Source organism: Rathayibacter sp. KR2-224, assembly GCF_049446075.1.
Classification (GTDB): domain Bacteria; phylum Actinomycetota; class Actinomycetes; order Actinomycetales; family Microbacteriaceae; genus Humibacter.
Window position 1 is genome coordinate 2,106,577 of record NZ_JBMSEB010000001.1, and the last position, 20,693, is coordinate 2,127,269.

Sequence of the window (20,693 nt, forward strand, 5' to 3'; positions counted from 1 at the left end):
CTGAAATCCTGCTGTTGCGGCCGCGAGAGCGCGAACACTGCTGTTTTCGGAACGGCCGGGCCGACGGGGCGGGGCGACGGGCACCGGACAGGTCCGGCGGCGCGGGGCGACGGGCACCGGACAGGTCCGGCGGCGCGGGGCGACGGCCCGGGGCGACCGGCACGGCGCCGACGGGACCGGGCCGACGCGCGGCGGGGCAGCGCGCTAGCGGATGCCCGAGGTGGCGAGCGAGAGCATCCGCTGGAGGCCGGCATCCGAGTCGCCGCGGCGCTGCGATGCCCACGCCACAGATGACACGAGCGCGAAGAGGTCACGTGGCTCGACGTCGTCGCGGATCGCGCCGGCCTCCTTCGCGCGACCTACGAGCACGGCCATGGTCTCGGTCAGCGGACGGCAGGAGTTGCGCAGCGGCGAGTCTTCGGTGCGGAACGCCGCCGCGATCGACTCGGGCAGGTTGTCGTAGGTGCGCAGGTGGTTGGCGAGCGCGAGCATCCATTCGTCGAGGGCAGCGCCCGGATCATCGGATGCCCGCAGCCGCTCGGAGAGCGCCGCAAGCTTGTCGAGGCTCTCGCCGAGCGCAGCGGCGATGAGTCCATCACGGGTCGGGAAGTGCCGGTACAGGGTGCCGGGGCCGACGCCCGCACGGCACGCGATGTCGTCGAGCGAGGTGAGCACTCCACGTTCCGCGAACGCGTCGCTGGCGACCCTGACGATGCGCTCGTAGTTGCGTTGCGCATCGGCCCTCAACGGCCGCGACCGTGCGGCGGTAGCGGCGCCCATCTGATTCGCTTCCCTTCACTCTCGTTCGCGCGGTGTTCGCGCCCGGTGCTCTCGAATGTCACCGGTTACCTGCAGACTGTTCCCACTCCGTCCGACGAGGGGCGGGGCGGTCACCTCCAGGCTAAGCCTCGCTGCCTGACACCGGGCCGGACCCGACCGATCGCGCTCGACCTGATCTCGCTCGACCGGATCGTGCTCGACCGATCCCGCTCGATCCGATCGTGCGGGCCTGATCTAGACGGCCAGGCGACCCCTCCCCGTTCGCCCAGGACGAACGGATTGTCGTTGACAAAGCGGAGACAGTCTCCGTATCGTGATGATCACTAACAGGAGAGCTCCTCCGGATTCCCACACTACGACACGCTGCCGTGGATTACACCGTTCGTCAGGTGTTACTCAGCGGCGCTTCGCCGTGGGCGTAGGGCACCGGCCTCCCGGCAGTGACAGCAGCAGACGAAGGCTCACGCAGAGCAGAGACAGGGGCGCACCACATGGCCGATACCACACTCGTTCCACCAACAGACGGCATCCGATTGCCGGCCGGCGACCGCCTCGCCGACGCCGACCTCGGCAACGCCGGCACGGCATCCGCAGAAACGGATGCCCGCCCGAACCGATTCCGCACGCTCGGCCTGATCGTCGTGTTCATCACGCAGCTCATGCTGATCGTCGACGCAAGCATCGTGAACGTCGCGCTGCCCGACATCCAGAAGGCGCTCGGCTTCACGCCCGTCGGCCTGTCGTGGGTGGTCACGGCGTATGCGCTCGCCTTCGCAGGCCTGATGCTGCTCAGCGGCAAGGTCGGATCGATGATCGGTGCCAAGCGAGCACTCATCATCGGCACGCTCGTCTTCATCATCGCCTCCGCCGCAGGCGGACTCGCCCCCACCGCCGAGGTGCTGGTGGCTGCACGAATCGTGCAGGGCATCGGCGCAGCCATCGCCGCGCCGAGCACGCTCGTGCTCATCATGGCGAGCACGACTCCAGGCAAGCAGCGCAACCGCGCGCTCTCGCTGTTCGTGCTGGCCTCCGGCAGTGGCGGTGCGATCGGACTCATCTTGGGCGGAGTGCTCACCACCAGTTTCGGCTGGGAGTGGGTGATGTTCGTGAACGTGCCGGTCGGCATCCTCATCGTGATCGGCGGGGCCCTGTTCCTGCGCGAGACCGACCGCGAGCGCGCCCGCCTGGACGTGGGCGGTGCCGTCGCGTCGACCATTGGCATGATCGCGCTGATCTACGGATTCACTACCGCTGCCAGCGCAGGCTGGACGGATCCCGTTGCCCTGAGCGCGTTCGGCGTGGCCCTCGTGTCGCTCGCCGCGCTCGTGCTGATCGAGCGCAGGCACCACAGCCCGGTGGTTCCGCTGCAGCTCTTCCGCGGGCCGCGCAACGTGGCTCCGCTGGTGGCGATGCTGCTTGTCCCGGCCGGAATGTTCGCCTTCTTCTACTTCATCACCCTGTTCACCCAGCAGGTGCTGCGCTACAGCGCCCTCGCCACGGGGCTCGCGCTGCTGCCGTTCGTGGTGGTGCTGGTCGTCGTGAGCCAGGTCGTTCCGCGGTTCCTGTCGCGGATCGGCGAGTGGATCGTCGGCGCCGTCGGACTCGGGCTGCTCGCGGCCGGGCTTCTCTGGCTGAGCACGCTCGACTCGCACGATACGTTCGTGTCGGGCATCCTCGGTCCGATCCTCGTGATGGGGGTGGGTGCCGGCCTGACGTTCGCACCCATCACCGCGGTCGTAATGGACCGGGCGCCCGAGGAGCACGTGAGCGCGGCATCCAGCGTGCTGCAGGCCATGCAGCAGCTGGGCGGATCGATCGGCGTGGCGGCGCTCACCACGGTGTTCGTCTCAGTCACGGCGGTCAGCGGTGAAACCGGCGGTGTGGCAGCCGCGGTGCTCGGCGGCGCCGTGTTCGTGACCATCGCCTTCGTGCTCTTCGCCCTCTGGGGCAGCAGGGTGCCGCAGGGCCCGTCGGGAGAGGATGCCCAGGCGCCGGTCGCGCACTGAGCGCACCGCGCCGCACTTCGGGAGTGCACCCGAACGCCGTCTGCCTCGGCAGACCTGGTCGTTCGGGTGCACTCCCGCTTTTGTGCTCGGGGGCTTTTGTGCTCGGGGCGCGGTGTTGATGGTCCGGGTGCGGTGCAGGTGCACGACGCGGCGGCTGCCGAGAGTCGCAGGCGACGGGTTTCGGGAATGCCGGAGCGCAATATGCGTTTGCATAGGCAGTAGGCAGCGCCGCCGCGTTCCGATCAACCATCGAGGGTCGAGTGCGCGCGGGCATCCGTCGGCGCGTCGGCTCTCACCGTCCCAGAGGAGAGCAATGTCCATTTCGCTCGCGTCAGACCGCATCGCAAACACCAGCGCCCCCATCCACCCCGTACTCGCCGAGCGATTCAGCCCCCGCGCCTACGACCCCACCGCCGAGGTGGAGGAGACGAAGCTGACCGCGGCGCTCGAGGCGGCTCGCTGGTCGCCGTCGGCCGCCAACACCCAGCCGTGGCGCTTTATCGTCGCTCGCCGCGGAACGGCCGCGTTCGAGTCGATCGTCGCCAACCTCGCCGGCTTCAACCAGCACTGGGCGGCGAACGCCGGAGTGCTCGTCGTGGGCCTCACGCAGCGCTTCGACGCGAATGGACAGCCGATGAAGTGGGCCCAGTACGACCTCGGTCAGGCGCTCGCTCACTTCAGCGTGCAGGCGCACGCCGACGGACTGCACGTGCACCAGATGGGTGGACTCGACGAGGCCGGCCTGCGCGCGGCCTTCGGGGTCGACGAGGGTTACGACATCCTGAGCGTCACAGCGGTCGGCGTGCTCGGCGACGTCGACGACCTTCCCGAGAACACTCGGGAGCGCGAGCGTGCACCTCGCACGCGCCTTCCGCTCGAGGACCTGCTGCTCGTCAACGCCTGAGCTGTCGCGCTTTCGGCGACAGCGCTGCACACCAACGCGTGAGTCCGGGAGGGCGCGTCAGCGCCCTCCCGCCACACGCAGCGTCGTCGCCGTGACGTAAGAGGCCTCGGCCGACAGCAACCATTCGACTGCCGCCGCGATCTCGTCGGGCTCGGCTGCACGCTGCAGCGGGATGCCGGCCGCCATGCGCTGCGCCCGCGTCGCGTCGCCGGTGCGCGCGTGAAGGTCGGTATCCACCAGCCCAGGCGCGACACCTGCGACGCGGATGCCGAGCGGGCCGACCTCCTTGCCGAGGCCCATCGTGAACGCGTCGACGGCCGCCTTCGCCGCCGCGTAGTGCACGTACTCACCCGGGCTGCCGATGGTCGCCGCGCCCGACGACATCGTGACGATCACTCCGGGCGTGCCCCTGCGAGTGAACTCCCGCACGGCACGGCGTGCAGTGAGCACAGTCGCCGTGAAGTCCACGTCGATCGTCTGCCGGATCTCCTCGACCGGCGTCTCGACCAGACCGGCGTACCTCGTCGTCAGACCCGCATTCGCCACGACCGCGTCGAGCCGGCCGAAGCGCGAGATCGCGACGTCGAACGGGGCGTCGATGCCGGCATCCGTCGCGAGGTCCGCCTGCACGGTGACGATCTGTGCGCCGGCTTCGCGCGCGGATGCCGCCACCCGGCCGGCGGCATCCGCCTCCGTTCTGAACGTCGTCACGATGTCGTAGCCGGCCCGCGCCAGCCTCAGCACGATGGCCGCACCGATGCCGCGCGAACCCCCGGTCACGATGGCGACCGGCCGGGATTCCGTGGGCGCGCCGGCCTCACGGATCGCGCTCGGGTCGGTCTCGGACATGGTTCGAGCGTACGGTGCCGAGCGCCGCGCCGAAGCGCGGAGCCAACCAGCCCCGCCGGTTCAGTCGCCGTCGAGCACGCGCTGCGCGAAGGCATCCACGTGCCCACGCAGTGCGGAGATGCGCTCGGCGCGGGCGGCCTCGACGTCGAACCCGGGATACGGGGCAGGATGCCTGCGCCGCACGTTCGCCGAGCACTCGAAGTGCTCGCACACGAGGGTACCGACGGTGTCGCCGTTGCGCCCTGCCTTGCCTGCGAGCTTGGCGCCGTAGAACACGACGTCGTTCGACAGATACACGTCTTCGCACCACGAGCACTGAGTCATGCGCCGGCTGCGCGCCTCGGCCTGGCGGAGCAGGATGCCGACCGGTCCCTGCTGGTGCGGCACGATCACGTAGGCGATCCCGTCGTACTTGCGATCACGCCAGCCCAGGTAATCGATGGCGTCCCAGTCGATGCCGGCGAAGTCGTTCGGCAAGTTGAGGTTGTTGCGTTCGCGGAGAGTGGCGTTGACGAGGCACGCGCGGATCTCCCGCTCGGTCACGGGGTACATGGATGTTCCTTCTGCTTTCGTCGGCATCACCGGGCAGGCTTTGCCCGGCGGGACAGGCATCCGCTGGGGATGCCTGTGCCGATGTTTCGTTCGGTGGAGGCGGCCGAGCCGCCGCGGCGCTGGCGCGTAGCGCGTAGCGAGAGTGAGCGCACGCCCGACCGGCGTGCGCGCGCCGCTATCTGCCGCCGGCGCGAACGCCGGCGACCTCCCCACGCCCCGAGGGCGGAACGAAAACCACAGAATGCATCGCGGTCGAGTGTACCCGCCCTGTGCGGCGCGGGGCGGTGCAGTGCGGGCTCGACTACCGCACCGCGCGGAGCGGGCCGGATGCGACACGCCGACATGCGTCGAAAAAGTGCGCGGCAGCATCCGGTCGCCTCTTCCGTCGGCCGCTGGTGCGTCCTAAGGTGTCACCCAGACTCTGTGAACGACGCTGGGGGAGCGACGACATGGCGAGAAGAAACCCGGGGGGTGCGCGCGCTGTCACGCGGCGCACGGTGATCGTGGCTGGGGTGCCGCAATACGCGGGCGTTGCGATGGCGACGGGGGTGGTGCCGGCAGTGGCGCAGGCATCCGTGCCCGCCATCGATGCGTATGCAAGCTCCGTCGGACGCCGGTTCGAAGCGGTCGGCGAGTACGGGAGCTACGAACTCACGCTCTCGTCGGTCGAGCCCTTGGCAGACGGCACTGATGCTCGCACCCGCTTCGGACTCATGTTCACGGCAGCGCCCGCAACGCCTCCAGCCGGTGTCTATCGGCTCACGTCCGGCGCGCACTGCGAGATGCAGGATGCCCAGCTCTTCGTGGCCGGCTCGGTGCACTCCAGGCGAGCACCGGCGCGCCGCCTCCCGTCGTCTCGCATCACGGGCCGACGTCCGTGATCGCGGCGGCCGAGCTGCGCTACCGTCCCACGATCGACACCGACGGTCCCGCGCTCTTCAGACTCTTCCAGCAGCTGCACTCTGCCGAGATCGCGACGCTCGCCGCCGACGCGACGACGCGCGCGGCGCTGGCCAGCATGCAGTACGTCGAGCAGCGGGTGCGCACGTGTGCCGAGTTCCCGGATGCCGTCGACATCGCCATCGAGCGCGGCGGTGCACTCTGCGGCCGCATGGTGACGGTGATGCGCGATGGGGGCATCCAGCTGATCCAGCTCGGGGTGCTCGTCGAGCACAGGGGCCACGGCATCGGCACGCTTGCCATGCATCGCATAGCTCGGATCGCCGAGGAGCACGGATGCCCCATCTGGCTTCGCGCGGATGCCACGAGCGGCGAGTGCCGGGGCTTCCTCGAGCGAGTCGGCTACAGCGTCACCGGACACGGCGGCCGCCTGCACGTTGAACCGCTGCGAGCCGTCGCCGCAGCCTAGTCGGCACGGCACTGGGTTTCGACTGCAGAAGTGGTTCCAAACCCGGTCGTTTAGAACCACTTCTGCAGTTCAAACCCACGGTGGCGCGCGCAGCGCGCCTACTCGACCGGGGACACCTCGAGGTGGTCCCCGTCGGCGGCGAGGTCGACGCGCACGATGCTGCCGTCGCGGATGCGTCCCTCCAGCAGAGCGGTCGCGAGCCGGTCGTCGATCTCGTGCTGCATGAGACGACGCAACGGACGCGCGCCATATATGGGGTCGTAGCCGCGCTCGGCGAGCCAGGCGCGGGCATCCGGTGTCACCCCGAGGTCGAGCCGGCGCTCGTGCAGGCGGGCCTGCAGCCGGTCGATGTAGAGCGAGACGATCTCTCCCAGCTCTTCTTCGCTCAGGGCCGAGAACACGACGATGTCGTCGAGCCGGTTCACGAACTCGGGCTTGAACGCCTGGCGCACCAGCGCCTGCACCTGCTCCTCCTTCTCGTTCCACGTGAGCGTTGGGTCGATCAGGATGGGCGAGCCGAGGTTCGACGTCAGGATGAGGATCGTGTTGCGGAAGTCCACCGTGCGGCCCTGACCATCGGTCAGACGACCGTCGTCGAGCACCTGCAGCAGGATGTCGAACACCTCCGGATGCGCCTTCTCCACCTCGTCGAGAAGGATCACGCCGTACGGGCGCCGTCGCACCGCCTCGGTCAGCTGACCGCCCTGCTCGTAGCCGATGTAGCCGGGAGGTGCACCGACCAGGCGAGAGACCGTGTGCTTCTCGCCGTACTCGCTCATGTCGATGCGCACCATGGCGTGCTCGTCGTCGAACAGGAACTCGGCGAGCGCCTTCGCCAACTCGGTCTTGCCGACGCCCGTCGGACCGAGGAACAGGAACGAACCGGTCGGACGATTCGGGTCGCTGATTCCCGCGCGCGACCTGCGAACGGCATCCGCGACCGCGTGCACGGCACGCTTCTGCCCGATAAGCCGCTTGCCCAGCTCGGTCTCCAGGTGCAGCAGCTTCTCGGTCTCGCCCTGCATCAGCCGCCCGAGCGGGATGCCCGTCCACGCCGAGATCACGGCGGCGATGTCTTCCTCGGTGACCTGCTCGTTCACCATGCGCGGCTCATCAGGGGCGTCCTCAGCGCGTTCGGCCTCGGCCAGGTCGCGCTGCAGCTGCTTGATGGTCTCGTACTCGAGTTTGGATGCCCGCGCATAGTCGGCCTCGCGCAGCGCGCGGTCACGCTCCGTGACCGCCTCGTCGAGCTTCTTCTTCAGCTCGCCCACGCGGTTGAGACCCATGCGCTCGCGCTCCCACCGCGCCTCGAGCTCAGCGAGTTCGCGTTCGCGCTGCACGAGGTCGTCGCGCAGCTTCGCAAGACGCTCCTTGGATGCCTCGTCCTTCTCCTTCTTGAGCGCCAGCTCTTCGAGCTTCATGCGGTCCACCTGCCGCTTGAGCTGATCGATCTCGACGGGAGACGAGTCGATCTCCATCTTGAGCCGGCTCATCGCCTCGTCGATGAGGTCGATCGCCTTGTCGGGCAGCTGTCTGGCCGTGATGTATCGGTTCGAAAGCGATGCGGCAGCGACCAGGGCGGCATCCGAGATGGTCACACCGTGGTGCGCCTCGTAGCGCCCCTTCAGGCCGCGGAGGATGGCGATGGTGTCTTCGACGCTCGGCTCGCCCACGTAGACCTGCTGAAAGCGGCGCTCGAGCGCGGCATCCTTCTCGATGTACTCGCGGTACTCGTCGAGCGTCGTGGCTCCGATCAGGCGCAGCTCACCACGCGCGAGCATGGGCTTGAGCATGTTCGATGCCGCGACCGACCCTTCGCCGCCGCCAGCACCCATCAAGAGGTGCAGCTCGTCGACGAAGGTGATGACCTGTCCGCCCGCCTCGTTGATCTCCTTGAGCACGCTCTTCAGCCGCTCCTCGAACTGTCCGCGATACATGGCGCCTGCGACCAGGGCGGAGATGTCGAGCGAGACGAGCCGCTTGTTCTTCAGCGACTCGGCGACATCGCCGGCCACGATGCGCTGCGCGAGGCCCTCGACGACAGCCGTCTTGCCCACGCCGGGCTCGCCGATCAGCACCGGATTGTTCTTGGTGCGCCTCGTGAGCACCTGGCTGACCCGGCGGATCTCCGAGTCCCGACCGATCACAGGGTCGAGCTTGCCGGCTTTGGCGAGTTCGGTGAGATCGACGCCGTACTGTTCCAGCGCGCTCTTCTGCTCTTCCTGGCTGGATGGTGCACCCTGCATGTTCGCCATCTACTTCTCCCCTTACGGTGGCGCGGCATCCGTGCATGGAATCGTGTCGGATGAGCACGATTCTGCGCCGACCGGATGCCCGTACAAACTTGAGTCTATACGGCTCAACTTTGGCATGGGGCTGATTATTCCTGCAGGGTGCTCCCGGGAGACGGTAAGCACGTCCGGACGGGCAGCAGTACCTTCGGAGCCTTAGCCGGCGAGCGCATCCTCCTCGACGATGCTCCCCTTCCACGACCAGGGGAAGTCGATCCAGAGGCTCGTCTCGCGCCAGGAGTAGTCCGGCATCGCGATCGATCCGGGTTTCGTGTAGATCGTCGCGGAGCGCACATCCGCCCCCTGCTCTTCGAGTAGTCGAACTGCCAGGGCGAGGGTGTGGCCGCTGTCGGCGACGTCATCCACCAGTAGCACCCGACGGCCGGACAGGAACTCGAGGTCGAGCTCGGGCGGGAGCACCGTCGGCGCTGCAAGCACGGTGCCGATGCCGGTGTAGAACTCGACGTTGAGTGCCCCGCAGCTCTTCACGCCCAGCCCGTAAGCGACGGCGCCGGCGGGAAGCAGACCGCCGCGCGCAATGGCGACCACGACCTCGGGAAGGAATCCATCGGCGAGGATGCTTCGAGCAAGTTCGCGGGTCGCGTCGCCGAACCGGTCCCAGCTCAGGTGCTCTCGCTCGGGCGTCGCCTCGTCCACGCTTCCTCCGCTCGTCAGGATCCAGCGTACGGGCGCCTCGTGCCTGTGCCACGGCTCCAAGGCGTCATAGATAGGCGGAGGCGAGGCGATCCCACTCGCCGTCTCGCAGCGGCAGGACCACCCCGTGCTTGGTTCCGGCCGGCAGGCTGAAGTCACCATCTGCGAGAGGCGTCCAGGTTCCCGACGCCAGATCGTCGGAGACGAGCGGGATGTAGCCCTGCGGCCTCACGGAGTACTGATCCACCCAGAGGTGCCACTTGCCCGTCACGTGATCTCGGAAGATCAGCGGGCCCTCGACGTCGGCGAACTGGTCATCGGCGATCCGCCTGGCGACGATCGAGAAGTCGTCTGAAGTGATGCCGGATCCCACCTCCTGGAACACCTTGTCCGAGTCCGGCAGGTCGCCGTCATCCTTCGAGAACCGATGCACCCGCCCTTCGTGGTGCACAAGCGTCGTGTCGATGACGGAGTGTCCGCGATCGATCATGACCGACGGTGCACTGAACGAGCGGAAGTCCTTGGTGCCCGAGACGAGCACGCGGCTGTACGAGTCCCCACGATGTCCCGGATCGTCTTCGGAATAGAGGTGAGACGACCAGTAGACGTGGAAGATCTTGGTCTCGGGGTCGAACATCGCTTCCGGCGCCCACGCCATTCCCGCTGTCGGCGGTGCCACCTCCGCCAGCCACGGTTCGGACCAGTGAACCAGGTCCTCGGAGCGCCAGACGACCAGGCTCCGGCTTGCGACGCGGGTCCATTCGGACCAGCCAAGGTCGTCGCCGCCGACGACCCGCAGATCCGTGGCGATGAGATAGAACTCTCCGTCGCCCCGTACCAGATAGGGATCGCGTACGCCCGTCGTGCCCAAGCGGGATTCCAGGATCGGCTCGCCGTGATTCATCCGTGTCCAGAGCAGCGGCGTGTCCCCGTCGCTCAGACTGAAGTAGATGCGCTCGCCGTGGCCCACCGGATTGTCGATGAAATGCACCAGCAGGTATCCGTAAGGCCTCGCGGCCTGTTCCCCGTCGACGACGTGATCGCTGTTCATTGGGTCTCCTCGAATTCAAGAACGGTGAACGAATAGGGCGGGATCGAAAAGGGCGATCCGAAGGGTGGCGCCTCGGTCTCTAGCGGCTCGAACGGCGCCGGCTCGAAGGCCCTCCCCGCGTCCGGATCGGGACCAGCGAGTTCCGTGCGTCGCACGGGGCGGAGAGGGTGCTGTCCCGTGCGACGCAGCAGGATGACCTGCTCGCCCGGGAGCGCGTTCACCAACCTCACGAACACTCGCTTCCCGCTCGAGTTACGGACGGCGGAGGCGACGAACCTGTTCTCGGCAGGATGGCCGCTCACGTAGTCGAAGATCTCCTCGCCGTCCAGCAGGCACGTGACGCGGTTGCCGGCATCCCGGACCCGGATCACGACGTCGAGCTCGTCGCCCTCTGCGACACTGAACGGAATGCGGTCGACCACGTCGTGCCGGAACCCGTCGCTGTTCGACAGCAGGGCGAGGCTGCCCCACGAGCCGATGCTCCAGTCGAACCATTCACCCGCCGCCTGGTCGCCGAAGCTCACCACGAAACCGGTCGCCCCTTCTCTGACGGTGAAGTGCCCAGCGATGTCGTAGTCGGCCGTATCGTTCCGGTTCCCGATCTCGTGCACTTCGCCGGCCAGCAGCTCGAGGCTCTGTGGCGGCATGCCCGTCACCGCGAGCGACGACACGTCGACGCTCCCCGTTTCGGTGCGGAGGCTCACGCGCACGCCCCCTCGAGGCGGCCTCGCGAATCGGGACGGCGCGTCGACGACATCCACAGGGAGTGACGCGTCGCCGCTCGTTGCCGCGTACATGCGCTGCACGTGGTGGTTGAGGGTGAGCATGATCCGGCGATTGTCGAAGTAGACGAGGTCGGGAACCCACTGGGTCCGGCCGGTCTTCGCCAGTAGCGGTGCGTAGGAAGCCAGGCGGACGATGTCGCCGTTCCGCTCCAGGCCCGACATGAATGCGGCCTCCGAGAGTGCGTTGAGCAGGGTGTTCCCCTGGCTCGCATACTCACCGAGGTAGACCCCACGACCCTCGCGAGGATACGAGTCGTAGCGATGGACGTTCTCGAAGAACCATCTCGGCGATGGGTACATATGCTCGTCGACGAGTTCGATGCCCTGGCTTCTGGCGAAGGCCCAGCCGTCGTCGAAGTCCTTGCCGAACGGGCTCGGTCCCGAGGTGCCGACGATGCGGATGTCCGGGTGCGCCGCGCGCACGGCCTTGGCGATTCTGTCGAATCGGTTTCGGAAAAGCGCGGTTTGCGCGTCCTCGTTACCGATTCCGAGGTATTCGAGTCCGAACGGCTCCGGATGCCCGTCTCGCGCGCGAACGGATCCCCACCGACTGTCGGCGCCGCCGTTCGCCCATTCGATCAGGTCGAGCACGTCCTGAATGTAGGCGTCCATCTCCGCTTCGGGTACGGCGTGCTGGCCACCCGGCGAGTTCTGGCAGCACACCCCGGCGGCCACTACGGGGAGCGGCTTCGCCCCGATGTCTTCGCAAAACTCGAAGTACTCGAGATACCCGAGTCCCATGCTCTGGTGATAACCCCAGATGTTGAACTGCTCTTCGCGGTCTTCGACCGGGCCGATCGTCGACTTCCAGCGGTACATGTTGCGCAGTCCGTAACCATGCGCCAGGCATCCACCGGGGAATCGCAGGAACCGAGGGCGAAGCACTTCGATCGCTTCAGCGAGGTCCTTCCTTAGGCCGTTGCGCCGGCCCCTGAAGGTGTCGATGGGGAAGAGCGAGACGAAGCGCAACTCGATCGCCCCTGGCTCTGCGAGCGCGATCCCGAGGCTCCCGTCGGCGGTCGCCGGCGCCATGAGCTCGCCCTCGAGCGAGCGCCACGAGGCGTCGAACGTGCCGGCTTCGCATTCCACCTGCACGGATGCCCCGGCGAGAAGCGAGATCCTGACGCGATGCCGTCGGCCGTCCACGGCGCGCGCGATCAAGCGATAGCGATAGCCGGCGCCCGCGGTAAACGGAATGCCGTCGAAGCCGTCGTTGAGCAATCGAGCATCGGCGGCAGACGTCGCGAAGACGGCCGAGGCCCCTGACGACCGCTGGGTGAGTGTGGAGTCCTCCGGGCTATCCAGCCGCCAGTGGGAGAGGGCGTCCCAGAACTCTCCCTCCGCGTACGGCAGCGGGTTGGCCGCATAGCGAAAGCAACGGTTCTGAATGAGTTCGGCGTAGAGGCCTCCGTCCGCCGTGTGGTTGAGGTCTTCGATGAACGCACCCCACAGGTCGGCGCTGATCGGTGTTCCGCTCGTCGAATCGTCGATCACGATCGTGGTCATGTGCGCTCCCTCACCTTCTTCGCGCCTCGTGCGGACGGTCGATCCTCGCCTTCCTTCGGCGCCGATGCGGTCAGGGGCGTCAGTGCAAGCGGGGTGGCGACGTCCCGGTTCGCGTGGAGCGTTCCGTCGATGACGCTCAACGCCGCCACCTGGATCGCACTGACTCGTTTGTCGTGGTCAGCGTCTTCTCGCGGCTCGCCGTTCGGATGGCTGAAGTAGAAGAGGACGGCCGTGTCGCGTTCCGGGTCATCGGCTTCGAGCACGACGACATCGGCGTGGTGGCCGACCGATCTGTCGAGCGGATGAAGGCCCGGCCGGTCCAGGATCAGCCCGTCGCGGTGCACCTGACGCCTCCAGTCGACACCGTCGGGGGAGCGGTAGACGCCCAAGCCGCGCCACTCGTCGACTATGAGCCAGAACCAGCCGGCAAGCTCGAACACGTTCGGTCCCTCGTGAGCGGGAGCAGGGGGGATCGCGCGGCCCTCCACCCGCCAATGGTCCAGATCACTGCTGACCGCCGACCAGGTCGTCGAACCGTCGTGTTCGTTCTTGTACCACAGCCGCCAGTTGCCGTCGGCGCAGGACGCGACAGCCGCATCGATGACCCGTTCCGATCCGAGGTCGATCGCCCCGATGCGTCGCCATCTCTCGAGGTCGCGGCTGCGGAACTCGACGATGCGCGCCCGGGGCCCCGCCCAACGATCGGGCACACCGTCGACGACTGTCAGATACATGCGGTAGCCGTCGGGAGCGGCGACTACCTCGGGAGCCCAGAGGGTATCGCCCGAACCGAGCCCCTCCACGATCCCCCGGTACGCCCAGGATCGGCCGTCGTCTTGCGACACGGCCGCACCGATCTCGGTGCCGTGCACCCATCGATGGCCAGGTGACCGGTCCGTCGTACGGCGCTGCGTGTAGAACATCCACCACACGCCGGTCTCGAGGTTCTTCACCACGGTCGGGTCTGTCGCCCCGTCGTACACGGGGTCGCGGTAGATCGGCGCGCTCACCTGTTCCTCTTTCCTGCGACGACGCGTCTCCGAGCCGTCGGTGTATCGTTATAAACTTCCCAAGGGGCGGGCGCTGCAGCGGCTGGAAGGGAGTCGTCGATGGTCACGATTCGCGATATCGCCAAGGCTGCAGGGGTATCACCCATGACGGTGTCGAACGTGCTGAACAGCCGCCCCCACGTCAAAGAGTCGACGCGGGCCAAGGTTCTCCAGACCATCGACGACCTCGACTACCGCGTCAACGTCGCCGCTCGCAACCTCCGTCGCGGTCGAACCCACACGATCGGGCTCGCCGTTCCAGAAGTGGACAGGCCGTACTTCGGCCAACTGGGTGCCGCGGTCATCGAGCAGGGACAGCGGCACGGACTCCACGTGGTGATGGAGCAGACCGGGCGTTCGAGAGAGAACGAGCTCAACGCCCTGGCACTTTCTCGACTCCGCATGTACGACGGCCTCATCCTGAGCGCTGTCGGTCTGGGCGAAGCGGATGTCGACCTGCTGCGCGTCGACTTCCCCATCGTCATCCTCGGTGAGCGCATCTTCCAGGGTCCCGTCGATCACGTCGCGATGCCGAACGTCGAGGGCGCCCGCGCGGCCGTGAGGCACCTCATCGAGCGCGGATGCCGCCGCATCGTCGCGCTTCACGGCGCACTGGGCGCCGCAACCGACGTGTCGACGCTTCGTCACGAGGGCTACCGGTTGGCACTTGAAGATGCGGGGCTGCCTGCCGACCCTGAACTCACCGTGATCGTCGAAGACTTCTCCCTCGAGCGCGCCGCAGCCGCGACGAGGAGAATCGCCGACGAGGGCCTGCGCTTCGACGGCTTGTTCTGCGTCACCGACTATGTCGCGCTGGGCGCCATACGCGGGCTCAGAGACGCCGGACTGGCCGTTCCAAGCGATGTCAAGGTGATCGGGTTCGATGATGTCGACATCAGCCGCTATCAGACGCCCTCGCTCTCCAGCATCAATCCTTCCCATGAGGAGATGGCGATCAAGGCCGTCGATCTCCTGGTTCGCAGGATCGAAGGGGACACCCGTGCTCCTGAGGAATACACGAGCCCGTACACGGTGATGGAGCGCGAATCGACCGCAGCAGAGTGAACGGCGGTGGCCCGCGTCGCGCGCACCCGTCATCCCTTCACACTGCCGTTGACCAGTCCTGACACGATCTGGCGCTGGGCGACGATGAAGAACACGATCATCGGAATCAGCACGATGACGGTCAGCGTCATGAACGTCGGCCAATCCGTCGTGAACTGTCCTACGGCCGTATAGACCTGCAGCACGAGCGTCTGCTTGTCGGGCGAGTTGATGAAGACGTTCGGCGTGATGAAGTCGTTCCAGACCCACATGGTCTGGAAGACGCCGACCGTGACCAGGATCGGCCGGATCAGCGGAAGAGCCACCGACCAGAACACTCGAAAGGCTCCCGCGCCGTCGATCCGCGCCGCCTCGAACAGCTCGCCGGGGATCGTGCGCATGTACCCGAGGATCAGGAAGTAGCAGAAGATCGACCCTGCGGCGTACATCACGATGAGTCCGTTGAGCGAGTCGACGAGCTGCACGCCCGCGAGCATCCGGTATAGCGGGATGAGCGTTGCCTGCCCCGGCACGACGAACGCAATGACGAGGATGACGCCGAGCACGGACGCGAATCTGGCCTTGCCCATCAGCACTCCGAACGCCGCCATCGACCCCACCAGGAGCATCACGACGATCGAGATCACGGTGACGTAGAGCGTGTTGAAGAACGCCTGCACGATCGGAAGCGTCTGGAACACCCTGACGTAGTTCTCGAAGTCCAGGCTGGTCGGCAGTCCGAGCGGACTGGCCGTCGTCTCCGGCTGGGTCTTCAGCGTGTTGACGATGATGTAGTAGAACGGCACGGCCACGATGCACGCGAGCGGGATCATGACGATGCTCAGTACGAGACCACGGCTCTGTCTCATGAGAAACGCTCCTCGAGTCGGCGCGAGATGAACAGCTGCAGGAGGATGACGAGGCCGACCGCGAGAAGGAAGAGCACGCTCAGAGCGGATGCCTTGCCTACTTGCGACTGCGCGATTCCGTTCTCGATGATCGCCTGTGTCAGCGACCTGGTCGCGAAGCCCGGTCCGCCATGGGTGAGCGTGTAAGGAAGGTCGTAGACCTTGATGCCCCCGGTCAAGAGCAAGAGGCTGCTCACCGAGATCGCCGGCGTCAGCATCGGGAGTGTGAGGAACCGGAATTCCTGCCACCTGCCGGCGCCGTCGATGCGCGCCGCCTCGAACATGTCCTTCGGGATCGACTGGAGATATGCCAGATAGAGCATGGCGTGCCACCCGGTCTGCGCCCAGACGGCCACGACGATGACACACAGCTGTGCGAGGGTCTCGTTCGCCAGCCACGGCACCGCAGGGATCCCGAACCAGCCGAGCACCGAGTTGACGACCCCGGAGCCGAGCGGACTGAAGATGAATGTCCAGACCAGCCCGAGGATCGCCACGCTGGGCACTGCTGGGAAGAAGAAGACGCTGCGCACGAAGCCGCGGCCGAAGAACCGGTTGTTCAGGATGACGGCCAACGGTATCGCGAAGAGAGTCACCAGCAAGGTGGTGCTGATCGCGTAGAACAGCGTGAATCCGAGCGCAGACAGCATGGACGGATCGGCCCAGATCGACAGGTAGTTCTTGAGCCCGACGAAGGTCACCTGGTCGGAGTACCCGTTGTAGTTCGTGAAGCTCCAGTACAGCGACTGGGCGAGCGGAACCACGTAGAGCGCCACGAAGACGACGAGGATCGGAAGCACGAACCAGTACGCGGCGAACCCGTCGCGATTACGCCGTCGGCGGGGTCGCGTCAGCTGTTGGACTGCAGATCGCACGTCGGGCGGTGCGAGAACGGTGGTGTCGGCCACGACGCCCTCCTTTCTTCTGTTGGAGACCCGAGGCCGCTCGTCTGACGAACGGCCCCGGGTCGACCCGAATCACTTCACGGACTGGAGCTCCGTGTCCATGCCCTTCGCGAACTCTTCGGGGGTGATCTTGCCGAGGATGTTCTGCTGCAACAGCGAGACCGACGTCGTGCTCAGCACGTCGGAATTCGTCGGCCAGCTCACGGCGGGAAGGTAGAAGTCGCCGTCTCGCACCGGCGTGATCATCTGCTTCAGAGATGGGTCGACGGTGGGAGTGAAGTCCTTCGTCGTCATGATCGTGCCGGTTGCCTTGTTGTACATCTGGGCCGCCTTCTTCGACTGCAGGAATTCGACCCACTTCTCCGCAGCCTGCGGGTCCTTGGCCTTGGCGTTGATCGCGTAGCCAGGCGACACGGCCCCGGCCCAGTACCCCTTTCCTGTGGCACCTGGCACGGGCCAGAACTCGAACTTCAGGCTGGGAGCCGCTTGGCGAATGCCTCCCGGGGTCCACGAACCGGTGCCGATCATCGCGACCTTGCCCTGGTTGAACTCCTGCTGCACCTGGTCACCTGTCAGGCCCGCGACCGAGCGCGATTCCAGGCCCTGGTCGAACAGCTCGTTCCAGGTCTTGAGCGCGGGCGTCCAGGACTTGGCGAACGTGGACTTCCCGGCCCAGATGTTCGCGTCCATCTTTCCGCCGTCCGCCTGGTTCTGGAGTCCGAGCAGCGCGGCGAGGGTGACCGGGATGCCGTCACCCGCCTCGTAGAACGGCGTGATGCCTGCGTCCTTGAGCTTTTTGCACAGGTCGAGGAACTCCTGCCACGTCTTCGGCTCGCCCGTGTACCCGACCTTGGCCAGGAGATCCTGGTTCACCAGCAAGCCACCGCCCCACGATGATGTGGCCGCGCCGTAGACCTTGCCGTCCTTGGTGTAGGTGGCCTTGGCCGCCGTCGCGATGTTCGAGATCCAGGACTCGTTCGACAGATCCTTCGCGAAGTGGCCCTGCATGATCTGCGACTTGTTCTCTGCCGTGATGATGAACACATCGGGGGCGGTGCCTGAGCCCAACTCCGTCTGCAGCTTCTGGATGTACCCGGTCACCGGCTGCGCGAACGAGAACTTCACCTTGTAGCCGGCGTTCTCCTTCTCGAACTCGTCGATCAGCGGCTGCATGGTGGTCTTGTTGTCCCAGGAGAGGAACGTGACCGTCTTCGATCCGGCGGCTCCTCCCTGGCCTGCGCATCCGGTGAGTGCGGAGCCGGCAAGGGCGGCTGCGACGGCGACGGCCGCCACTCTGGCCATCGTCCTCTTCCGAAGGGGACGCTCGAGGCGTGATTTCAGCGACATTGCTCTTTTCCTTCTCTGTGTGTTGGGTGGATTGCTCAGCTGCGGGGAAGCACCGGCGCAGCATCCGGGGTGATCTGCTGCAGGTCGCCCTGCGGGAGGTGGTGCAAAGGCTGGATCACGAGCTCACGATGGAACCCGTCTCCCTCAGGCAGGGCGAACCGGTGATAGGCGATCAGCCAGTCGTCTGTGCCGGGGATCTGAAGGATGGAGTGGTGCCCGGTGCCGGCCACGCCGAGTTCGGCGTCCTGCTCGACGAGCACGCCGCGAACATCCCACGGTCCGAACGGGCTGCTGCCTACCGCCCAGCGCACCCGGTACTCGGGATCACGCGTGTCGTTCTCAGACCAGGTGAGGTAGAAGAGGTCGCCTCGGCGGTGAATGTGCGCGGCCTCCCGGAAGCTGTCGTGGCGCCACGTGGTGTGCGTGCCTGGGACGATCTCGATCATCGAGGGAGCCAGCTCGGCGACGTTCGCGACGCTGTTGCCCCAGACCAGGTACGAGCGCCCGTCCGTGTCGGTGAACACAGACGGGTCGATCGCCCGGCCGGGATACCGATCGGCTGGCACGAGGGGGCGGCCGCTGTCGACGAACGGACCTGCCGGAGAGTCTGCGACGGCGACCCCGATGTTGTCGTCTGCGCTGAAGTACAGATAGAAGCGACCGTCTGGCCCCTGAGCTGCGGCCGGTGCCCAGGCGTTGCGATCCGCCCACCGCACGTCCCGTCCTAGCCGCAACACTTCTCCGCCGTCGCGCCACGTCGTGAGGTCGTCGGACACAAGCACCCTGAACGCCGTGCTTCCCCAGTTCGGGATGCCGTCGGTCGTCGGGTAGAGGTAGAAGCGGCCGTCGAAGAAGACAAGTGCGGGGTCCGCGTAGTAGAGACCGGAACCATCGAACGCAGCCACCGCGCAGTACCTTTCGTCGCCCTTGATGAACGGAAAATGTATCGATACAGATCCCAGTGCATGTATCGTTACACATGAGGGCCGCACGCACAAGACGAGCCCGGAGAAGATGACACCGACACCGTTGATCGGGGCTCGTTGTGTCTCCACAACGGATGCCAGCACGCCGTCTGCGACGTACCCTTGGTCCCCTGATCAGATCGCGGCGGACGCCGCCGCGATCAACCGCCGAGGGTGAGGTCGACCTGGATCTCGCCCGCGAGGCGCTCGAGGTCGTCCACGACGTCCGAGGCTTCGACGCCCTCTGGCACCCGCGCGGCGACCCTGGCTTCGAACAGCACTCCGCCTGCCATCGGCGCCTCGCGCGTCTGGCTCGAGAACAGGTCGATGGTCAGGCCGTGACGCACGAGGATGCCGGTGACATCGCGCACGATGCCCGGCCGATCGTTGCCGAGCACCGAGAACGTGAATCGGTCGCCCGCGCCGGCGGGCTCTGCCGCCGCACCGCCGTGCACCGTGATGCGAAGCAGGCCGTCCAGGCCCTGGAGCGCGTCGCGGAGCTCGTCGAGGCGGGCATCCGGAACCGACACGAGCACGATGCCGGCGAAGGCTCCAGCCAGCTCGGCCAGCTCGCTGGTCTCCCAGTTGCCGCCGTGCGTGCTCACGGCATCCGCGAGCGATTGCACGAGTCCGGCGCGATCGTCGCCGACGACGGTGAGCACGAGCTTGGCCATGCTCAGAGCTTAGGCCGCCTCTTTCGCACGTTCGGTGCCTCCTGACGGTTCTGCACGAGCATGCCTCGATCCGTAAAGTCGTACGCATGCGTGCACATCCCCTGCGTGGATCGAAATTGGCCGGACTCGGGCACTACCAGCCGAAGCGTGTGCTCACCAACGAGGAACTCGCCAAGAGCGTCGACACGAGTGACGAATGGATCCGCACTCGCACGGGCATCCGTGAGCGTCACATCGCCGACGCCTCGGAGACCGTCGCGAGCATGGCCACCGAGGCGGCCCGCATGGCGCTCGCCGACGCCGGCCTCGAAGCCGTCTCGCTGATCGTCGTGGCTTCGACCACGCTGAAAGACCGCACGCCTTTCACAGCAGCGCGAGTCGCGGCAGACCTCGGGATGCCTGGGCCCACGGTGATCGACATCAACACGGCATGCTCCGGCTTCGAGCACGCGATCGCTATCGCCGACCAGGCCATCAGCGCTGGCACGGCCGACAGCGCACTCGTGATCGGCTCGGAGCGCCTCTCGGACGTGACCGACTGGACCGACCGCCGCACGTGCATCCTCACGGCAGACGGCGCGGGTGCTGCCGTGCTGACGGCGTCCGACGAGCCGAAGATCTCACCCGTGGTGTGGGGATCCGTGCCAGGCATGACGAACGCCGTCGTGATCGACGGCGACCCTGAGGTGTTCTCGCAGGACGGGCAGGGCATCATGCGCTGGGCGCTCACGAAAGCGGCGCCGCACGTGCGCCGTGCGTTGGAAGCAGCGGACGTGACGATCGACGACCTCGACGTTGTCGCCTTCCACCAGGCGAACCTGCGACTCATCGAGCCCCTGGCCAAGGCGATCGGCGCGACGGAGCGGCACATCGTGATCCACGACATCGAAGAGTCGGGGAACACGTCGGCCGCTAGCGTGCCGCTCGGGCTCTCGAAGGCGTGGCACCGCGGAGAGCTGCCGCGCGGCGGCCTGGCACTGCTGTTCGGCTTCGGCGGCGGGTTCGCCTACGCGGGCCAGGTCGTCACGCTGCCGGAGTAGCAGGCGGGGCCTGT

General features: G+C 66.8%; 19 protein-coding genes. 6 read left to right on the forward strand and 13 right to left on the reverse strand.

Annotation, left to right across the window (positions count from 1 at the left end; translation table 11 throughout):
* Positions 1–204: 204 nt before the first annotated feature.
* Entirely contained in the window at positions 205–780 is a 576-nt protein-coding gene (locus ACO2Q7_RS09605; RefSeq protein WP_423355387.1) for a TetR/AcrR family transcriptional regulator, read from the reverse strand.
* Positions 781–1,271: 491 nt separating this feature from the next.
* Here ACO2Q7_RS09605 and ACO2Q7_RS09610 point away from each other — a divergent pair, with 491 nt between their 5' ends.
* Both ACO2Q7_RS09610 and ACO2Q7_RS09615 read left to right on the forward strand, forming a co-directional pair.
* Entirely contained in the window at positions 1,272–2,786 is a 1,515-nt protein-coding gene (locus tag ACO2Q7_RS09610; RefSeq protein ID WP_423355388.1) for an MFS transporter, read from the forward strand.
* Between the two features lie 313 nt (positions 2,787–3,099).
* Positions 3,100–3,690 carry a nitroreductase family protein gene (locus tag ACO2Q7_RS09615; RefSeq protein ID WP_423355389.1) on the forward strand — a complete coding sequence of 197 codons (591 nt, stop codon included), beginning with the start codon at positions 3,100–3,102 and terminating at the stop codon, positions 3,688–3,690.
* Between the two features lie 57 nt (positions 3,691–3,747).
* On the opposite strand, the gene ACO2Q7_RS09620 is transcribed toward ACO2Q7_RS09615, so the two are convergent.
* The gene (locus ACO2Q7_RS09620) at positions 3,748–4,539 is read right to left on the reverse strand and encodes an SDR family NAD(P)-dependent oxidoreductase (protein ID WP_423355390.1); all 792 of its coding nucleotides are present in this window, start codon (positions 4,537–4,539) and stop codon (positions 3,748–3,750) included.
* A 60-nt stretch (positions 4,540–4,599) separates the two neighbouring features.
* Positions 4,600–5,091, reverse strand: coding sequence for an FBP domain-containing protein (locus ACO2Q7_RS09625; protein ID WP_423355391.1), 492 nt, complete (start codon positions 5,089–5,091; stop codon positions 4,600–4,602).
* Between the two features lie 449 nt (positions 5,092–5,540).
* Between ACO2Q7_RS09625 and ACO2Q7_RS09630 the strand changes: the two genes are divergently transcribed.
* Both ACO2Q7_RS09630 and ACO2Q7_RS09635 read left to right on the forward strand, forming a co-directional pair.
* A complete protein-coding gene (locus ACO2Q7_RS09630) occupies positions 5,541–5,972 on the forward strand; it encodes a DUF6916 family protein (protein WP_423355392.1) in 432 nt (143 codons plus the stop codon).
* Entirely contained in the window at positions 5,969–6,460 is a 492-nt protein-coding gene (locus tag ACO2Q7_RS09635) for a GNAT family N-acetyltransferase (RefSeq protein ID WP_423355393.1), read from the forward strand. The genes ACO2Q7_RS09630 and ACO2Q7_RS09635 overlap by 4 nt, the downstream gene beginning before the upstream one ends.
* 98 nt (positions 6,461–6,558) lie before the next feature.
* Here ACO2Q7_RS09635 and ACO2Q7_RS09640 read toward each other — a convergent pair whose 3' ends face one another.
* The 5 genes from ACO2Q7_RS09640 to ACO2Q7_RS09660 form a co-directional block, all read right to left on the reverse strand.
* Positions 6,559–8,715: an ATP-dependent Clp protease ATP-binding subunit gene (locus ACO2Q7_RS09640; protein ID WP_423355394.1), complete on the reverse strand. Its 2,157-nt coding sequence runs from the start codon at positions 8,713–8,715 to the stop codon at positions 6,559–6,561.
* 192 nt (positions 8,716–8,907) lie between these two features.
* The gene (locus ACO2Q7_RS09645; RefSeq protein WP_423355395.1) at positions 8,908–9,408 is read right to left on the reverse strand and encodes a phosphoribosyltransferase; all 501 of its coding nucleotides are present in this window, start codon (positions 9,406–9,408) and stop codon (positions 8,908–8,910) included.
* Positions 9,409–9,472: 64 nt separating this feature from the next.
* Complete coding sequence (locus tag ACO2Q7_RS09650; protein ID WP_423355396.1) at positions 9,473–10,456, reverse strand: glycoside hydrolase family 43 protein; 984 nt, start codon at positions 10,454–10,456, stop codon at positions 9,473–9,475.
* Positions 10,453–12,747: an alpha-L-arabinofuranosidase C-terminal domain-containing protein gene (locus tag ACO2Q7_RS09655; protein WP_423355397.1), complete on the reverse strand. Its 2,295-nt coding sequence runs from the start codon at positions 12,745–12,747 to the stop codon at positions 10,453–10,455. Before ACO2Q7_RS09655 ends, ACO2Q7_RS09650 begins: the two co-directional genes overlap by 4 nt.
* A complete protein-coding gene (locus ACO2Q7_RS09660) occupies positions 12,744–13,757 on the reverse strand; it encodes a hypothetical protein (protein WP_423355398.1) in 1,014 nt (337 codons plus the stop codon). Before ACO2Q7_RS09660 ends, ACO2Q7_RS09655 begins: the two co-directional genes overlap by 4 nt.
* 99 nt (positions 13,758–13,856) lie before the next feature.
* Between ACO2Q7_RS09660 and ACO2Q7_RS09665 the strand changes: the two genes are divergently transcribed.
* Positions 13,857–14,861 (forward strand): LacI family DNA-binding transcriptional regulator, encoded by a 1,005-nt coding sequence (locus ACO2Q7_RS09665; RefSeq protein WP_423355399.1) that lies wholly within the window; start codon positions 13,857–13,859, stop codon positions 14,859–14,861.
* A 29-nt stretch (positions 14,862–14,890) separates the two neighbouring features.
* Here ACO2Q7_RS09665 and ACO2Q7_RS09670 read toward each other — a convergent pair whose 3' ends face one another.
* The 5 genes from ACO2Q7_RS09670 to ACO2Q7_RS09690 all read right to left on the reverse strand — a co-directional run bounded on the left by ACO2Q7_RS09670 (position 14,891) and on the right by ACO2Q7_RS09690 (position 19,639).
* Positions 14,891–15,709 (reverse strand): carbohydrate ABC transporter permease, encoded by an 819-nt coding sequence (locus ACO2Q7_RS09670; protein WP_423355400.1) that lies wholly within the window; start codon positions 15,707–15,709, stop codon positions 14,891–14,893.
* Positions 15,706–16,656 (reverse strand): carbohydrate ABC transporter permease, encoded by a 951-nt coding sequence (locus tag ACO2Q7_RS09675; RefSeq protein WP_423355401.1) that lies wholly within the window; start codon positions 16,654–16,656, stop codon positions 15,706–15,708. The genes ACO2Q7_RS09670 and ACO2Q7_RS09675 overlap by 4 nt, the downstream gene beginning before the upstream one ends.
* 69 nt (positions 16,657–16,725) lie before the next feature.
* Positions 16,726–17,955, reverse strand: coding sequence for an ABC transporter substrate-binding protein (locus ACO2Q7_RS09680; protein ID WP_423355402.1), 1,230 nt, complete (start codon positions 17,953–17,955; stop codon positions 16,726–16,728).
* An 80-nt stretch (positions 17,956–18,035) separates the two neighbouring features.
* Positions 18,036–18,905: a family 43 glycosylhydrolase gene (locus ACO2Q7_RS09685; protein WP_423355403.1), complete on the reverse strand. Its 870-nt coding sequence runs from the start codon at positions 18,903–18,905 to the stop codon at positions 18,036–18,038.
* A 221-nt stretch (positions 18,906–19,126) separates the two neighbouring features.
* Entirely contained in the window at positions 19,127–19,639 is a 513-nt protein-coding gene (locus ACO2Q7_RS09690; RefSeq protein ID WP_423355404.1) for a glycine cleavage system protein R, read from the reverse strand.
* 86 nt (positions 19,640–19,725) lie between these two features.
* On the opposite strand from ACO2Q7_RS09690, the gene ACO2Q7_RS09695 reads away from it, so the two are divergent.
* Positions 19,726–20,679, forward strand: a complete 954-nt coding sequence (locus ACO2Q7_RS09695; RefSeq protein ID WP_423355405.1) for a beta-ketoacyl-ACP synthase 3 — start codon at positions 19,726–19,728, stop codon at positions 20,677–20,679.
* The last annotated feature ends 14 nt before the right edge of the window (positions 20,680–20,693 follow it).

Excerpts from the sequence above, each read along its gene's own strand:
- ACO2Q7_RS09605 (WP_423355387.1), bottom strand. The coding sequence starts at position 780 with ATGGGCGCCGCTACCGCCGCACGGTCGCGGCCGTTGAGGGCCGATGCG.
- ACO2Q7_RS09610 (WP_423355388.1), top strand. The coding sequence starts at position 1,272 with ATGGCCGATACCACACTCGTTCCACCAACAGACGGCATCCGATTGCCG.
- ACO2Q7_RS09615 (WP_423355389.1), top strand. The coding sequence starts at position 3,100 with ATGTCCATTTCGCTCGCGTCAGACCGCATCGCAAACACCAGCGCCCCC.
- ACO2Q7_RS09620 (WP_423355390.1), bottom strand. The coding sequence starts at position 4,539 with ATGTCCGAGACCGACCCGAGCGCGATCCGTGAGGCCGGCGCGCCCACG.
- ACO2Q7_RS09625 (WP_423355391.1), bottom strand. The coding sequence starts at position 5,091 with ATGTACCCCGTGACCGAGCGGGAGATCCGCGCGTGCCTCGTCAACGCC.
- ACO2Q7_RS09630 (WP_423355392.1), top strand. The coding sequence starts at position 5,541 with ATGGCGAGAAGAAACCCGGGGGGTGCGCGCGCTGTCACGCGGCGCACG.
- ACO2Q7_RS09640 (WP_423355394.1), bottom strand. The coding sequence starts at position 8,715 with ATGGCGAACATGCAGGGTGCACCATCCAGCCAGGAAGAGCAGAAGAGC.
- ACO2Q7_RS09650 (WP_423355396.1), bottom strand. The coding sequence starts at position 10,456 with ATGAACAGCGATCACGTCGTCGACGGGGAACAGGCCGCGAGGCCTTAC.
- ACO2Q7_RS09655 (WP_423355397.1), bottom strand. The coding sequence starts at position 12,747 with ATGACCACGATCGTGATCGACGATTCGACGAGCGGAACACCGATCAGC.
- ACO2Q7_RS09665 (WP_423355399.1), top strand. The coding sequence starts at position 13,857 with ATGGTCACGATTCGCGATATCGCCAAGGCTGCAGGGGTATCACCCATG.
- ACO2Q7_RS09670 (WP_423355400.1), bottom strand. The coding sequence starts at position 15,709 with ATGAGACAGAGCCGTGGTCTCGTACTGAGCATCGTCATGATCCCGCTC.
- ACO2Q7_RS09680 (WP_423355402.1), bottom strand. The coding sequence starts at position 17,955 with ATGGCCAGAGTGGCGGCCGTCGCCGTCGCAGCCGCCCTTGCCGGCTCC.
- ACO2Q7_RS09690 (WP_423355404.1), bottom strand. The coding sequence starts at position 19,639 with ATGGCCAAGCTCGTGCTCACCGTCGTCGGCGACGATCGCGCCGGACTC.
- ACO2Q7_RS09695 (WP_423355405.1), top strand. The coding sequence starts at position 19,726 with ATGCGTGCACATCCCCTGCGTGGATCGAAATTGGCCGGACTCGGGCAC.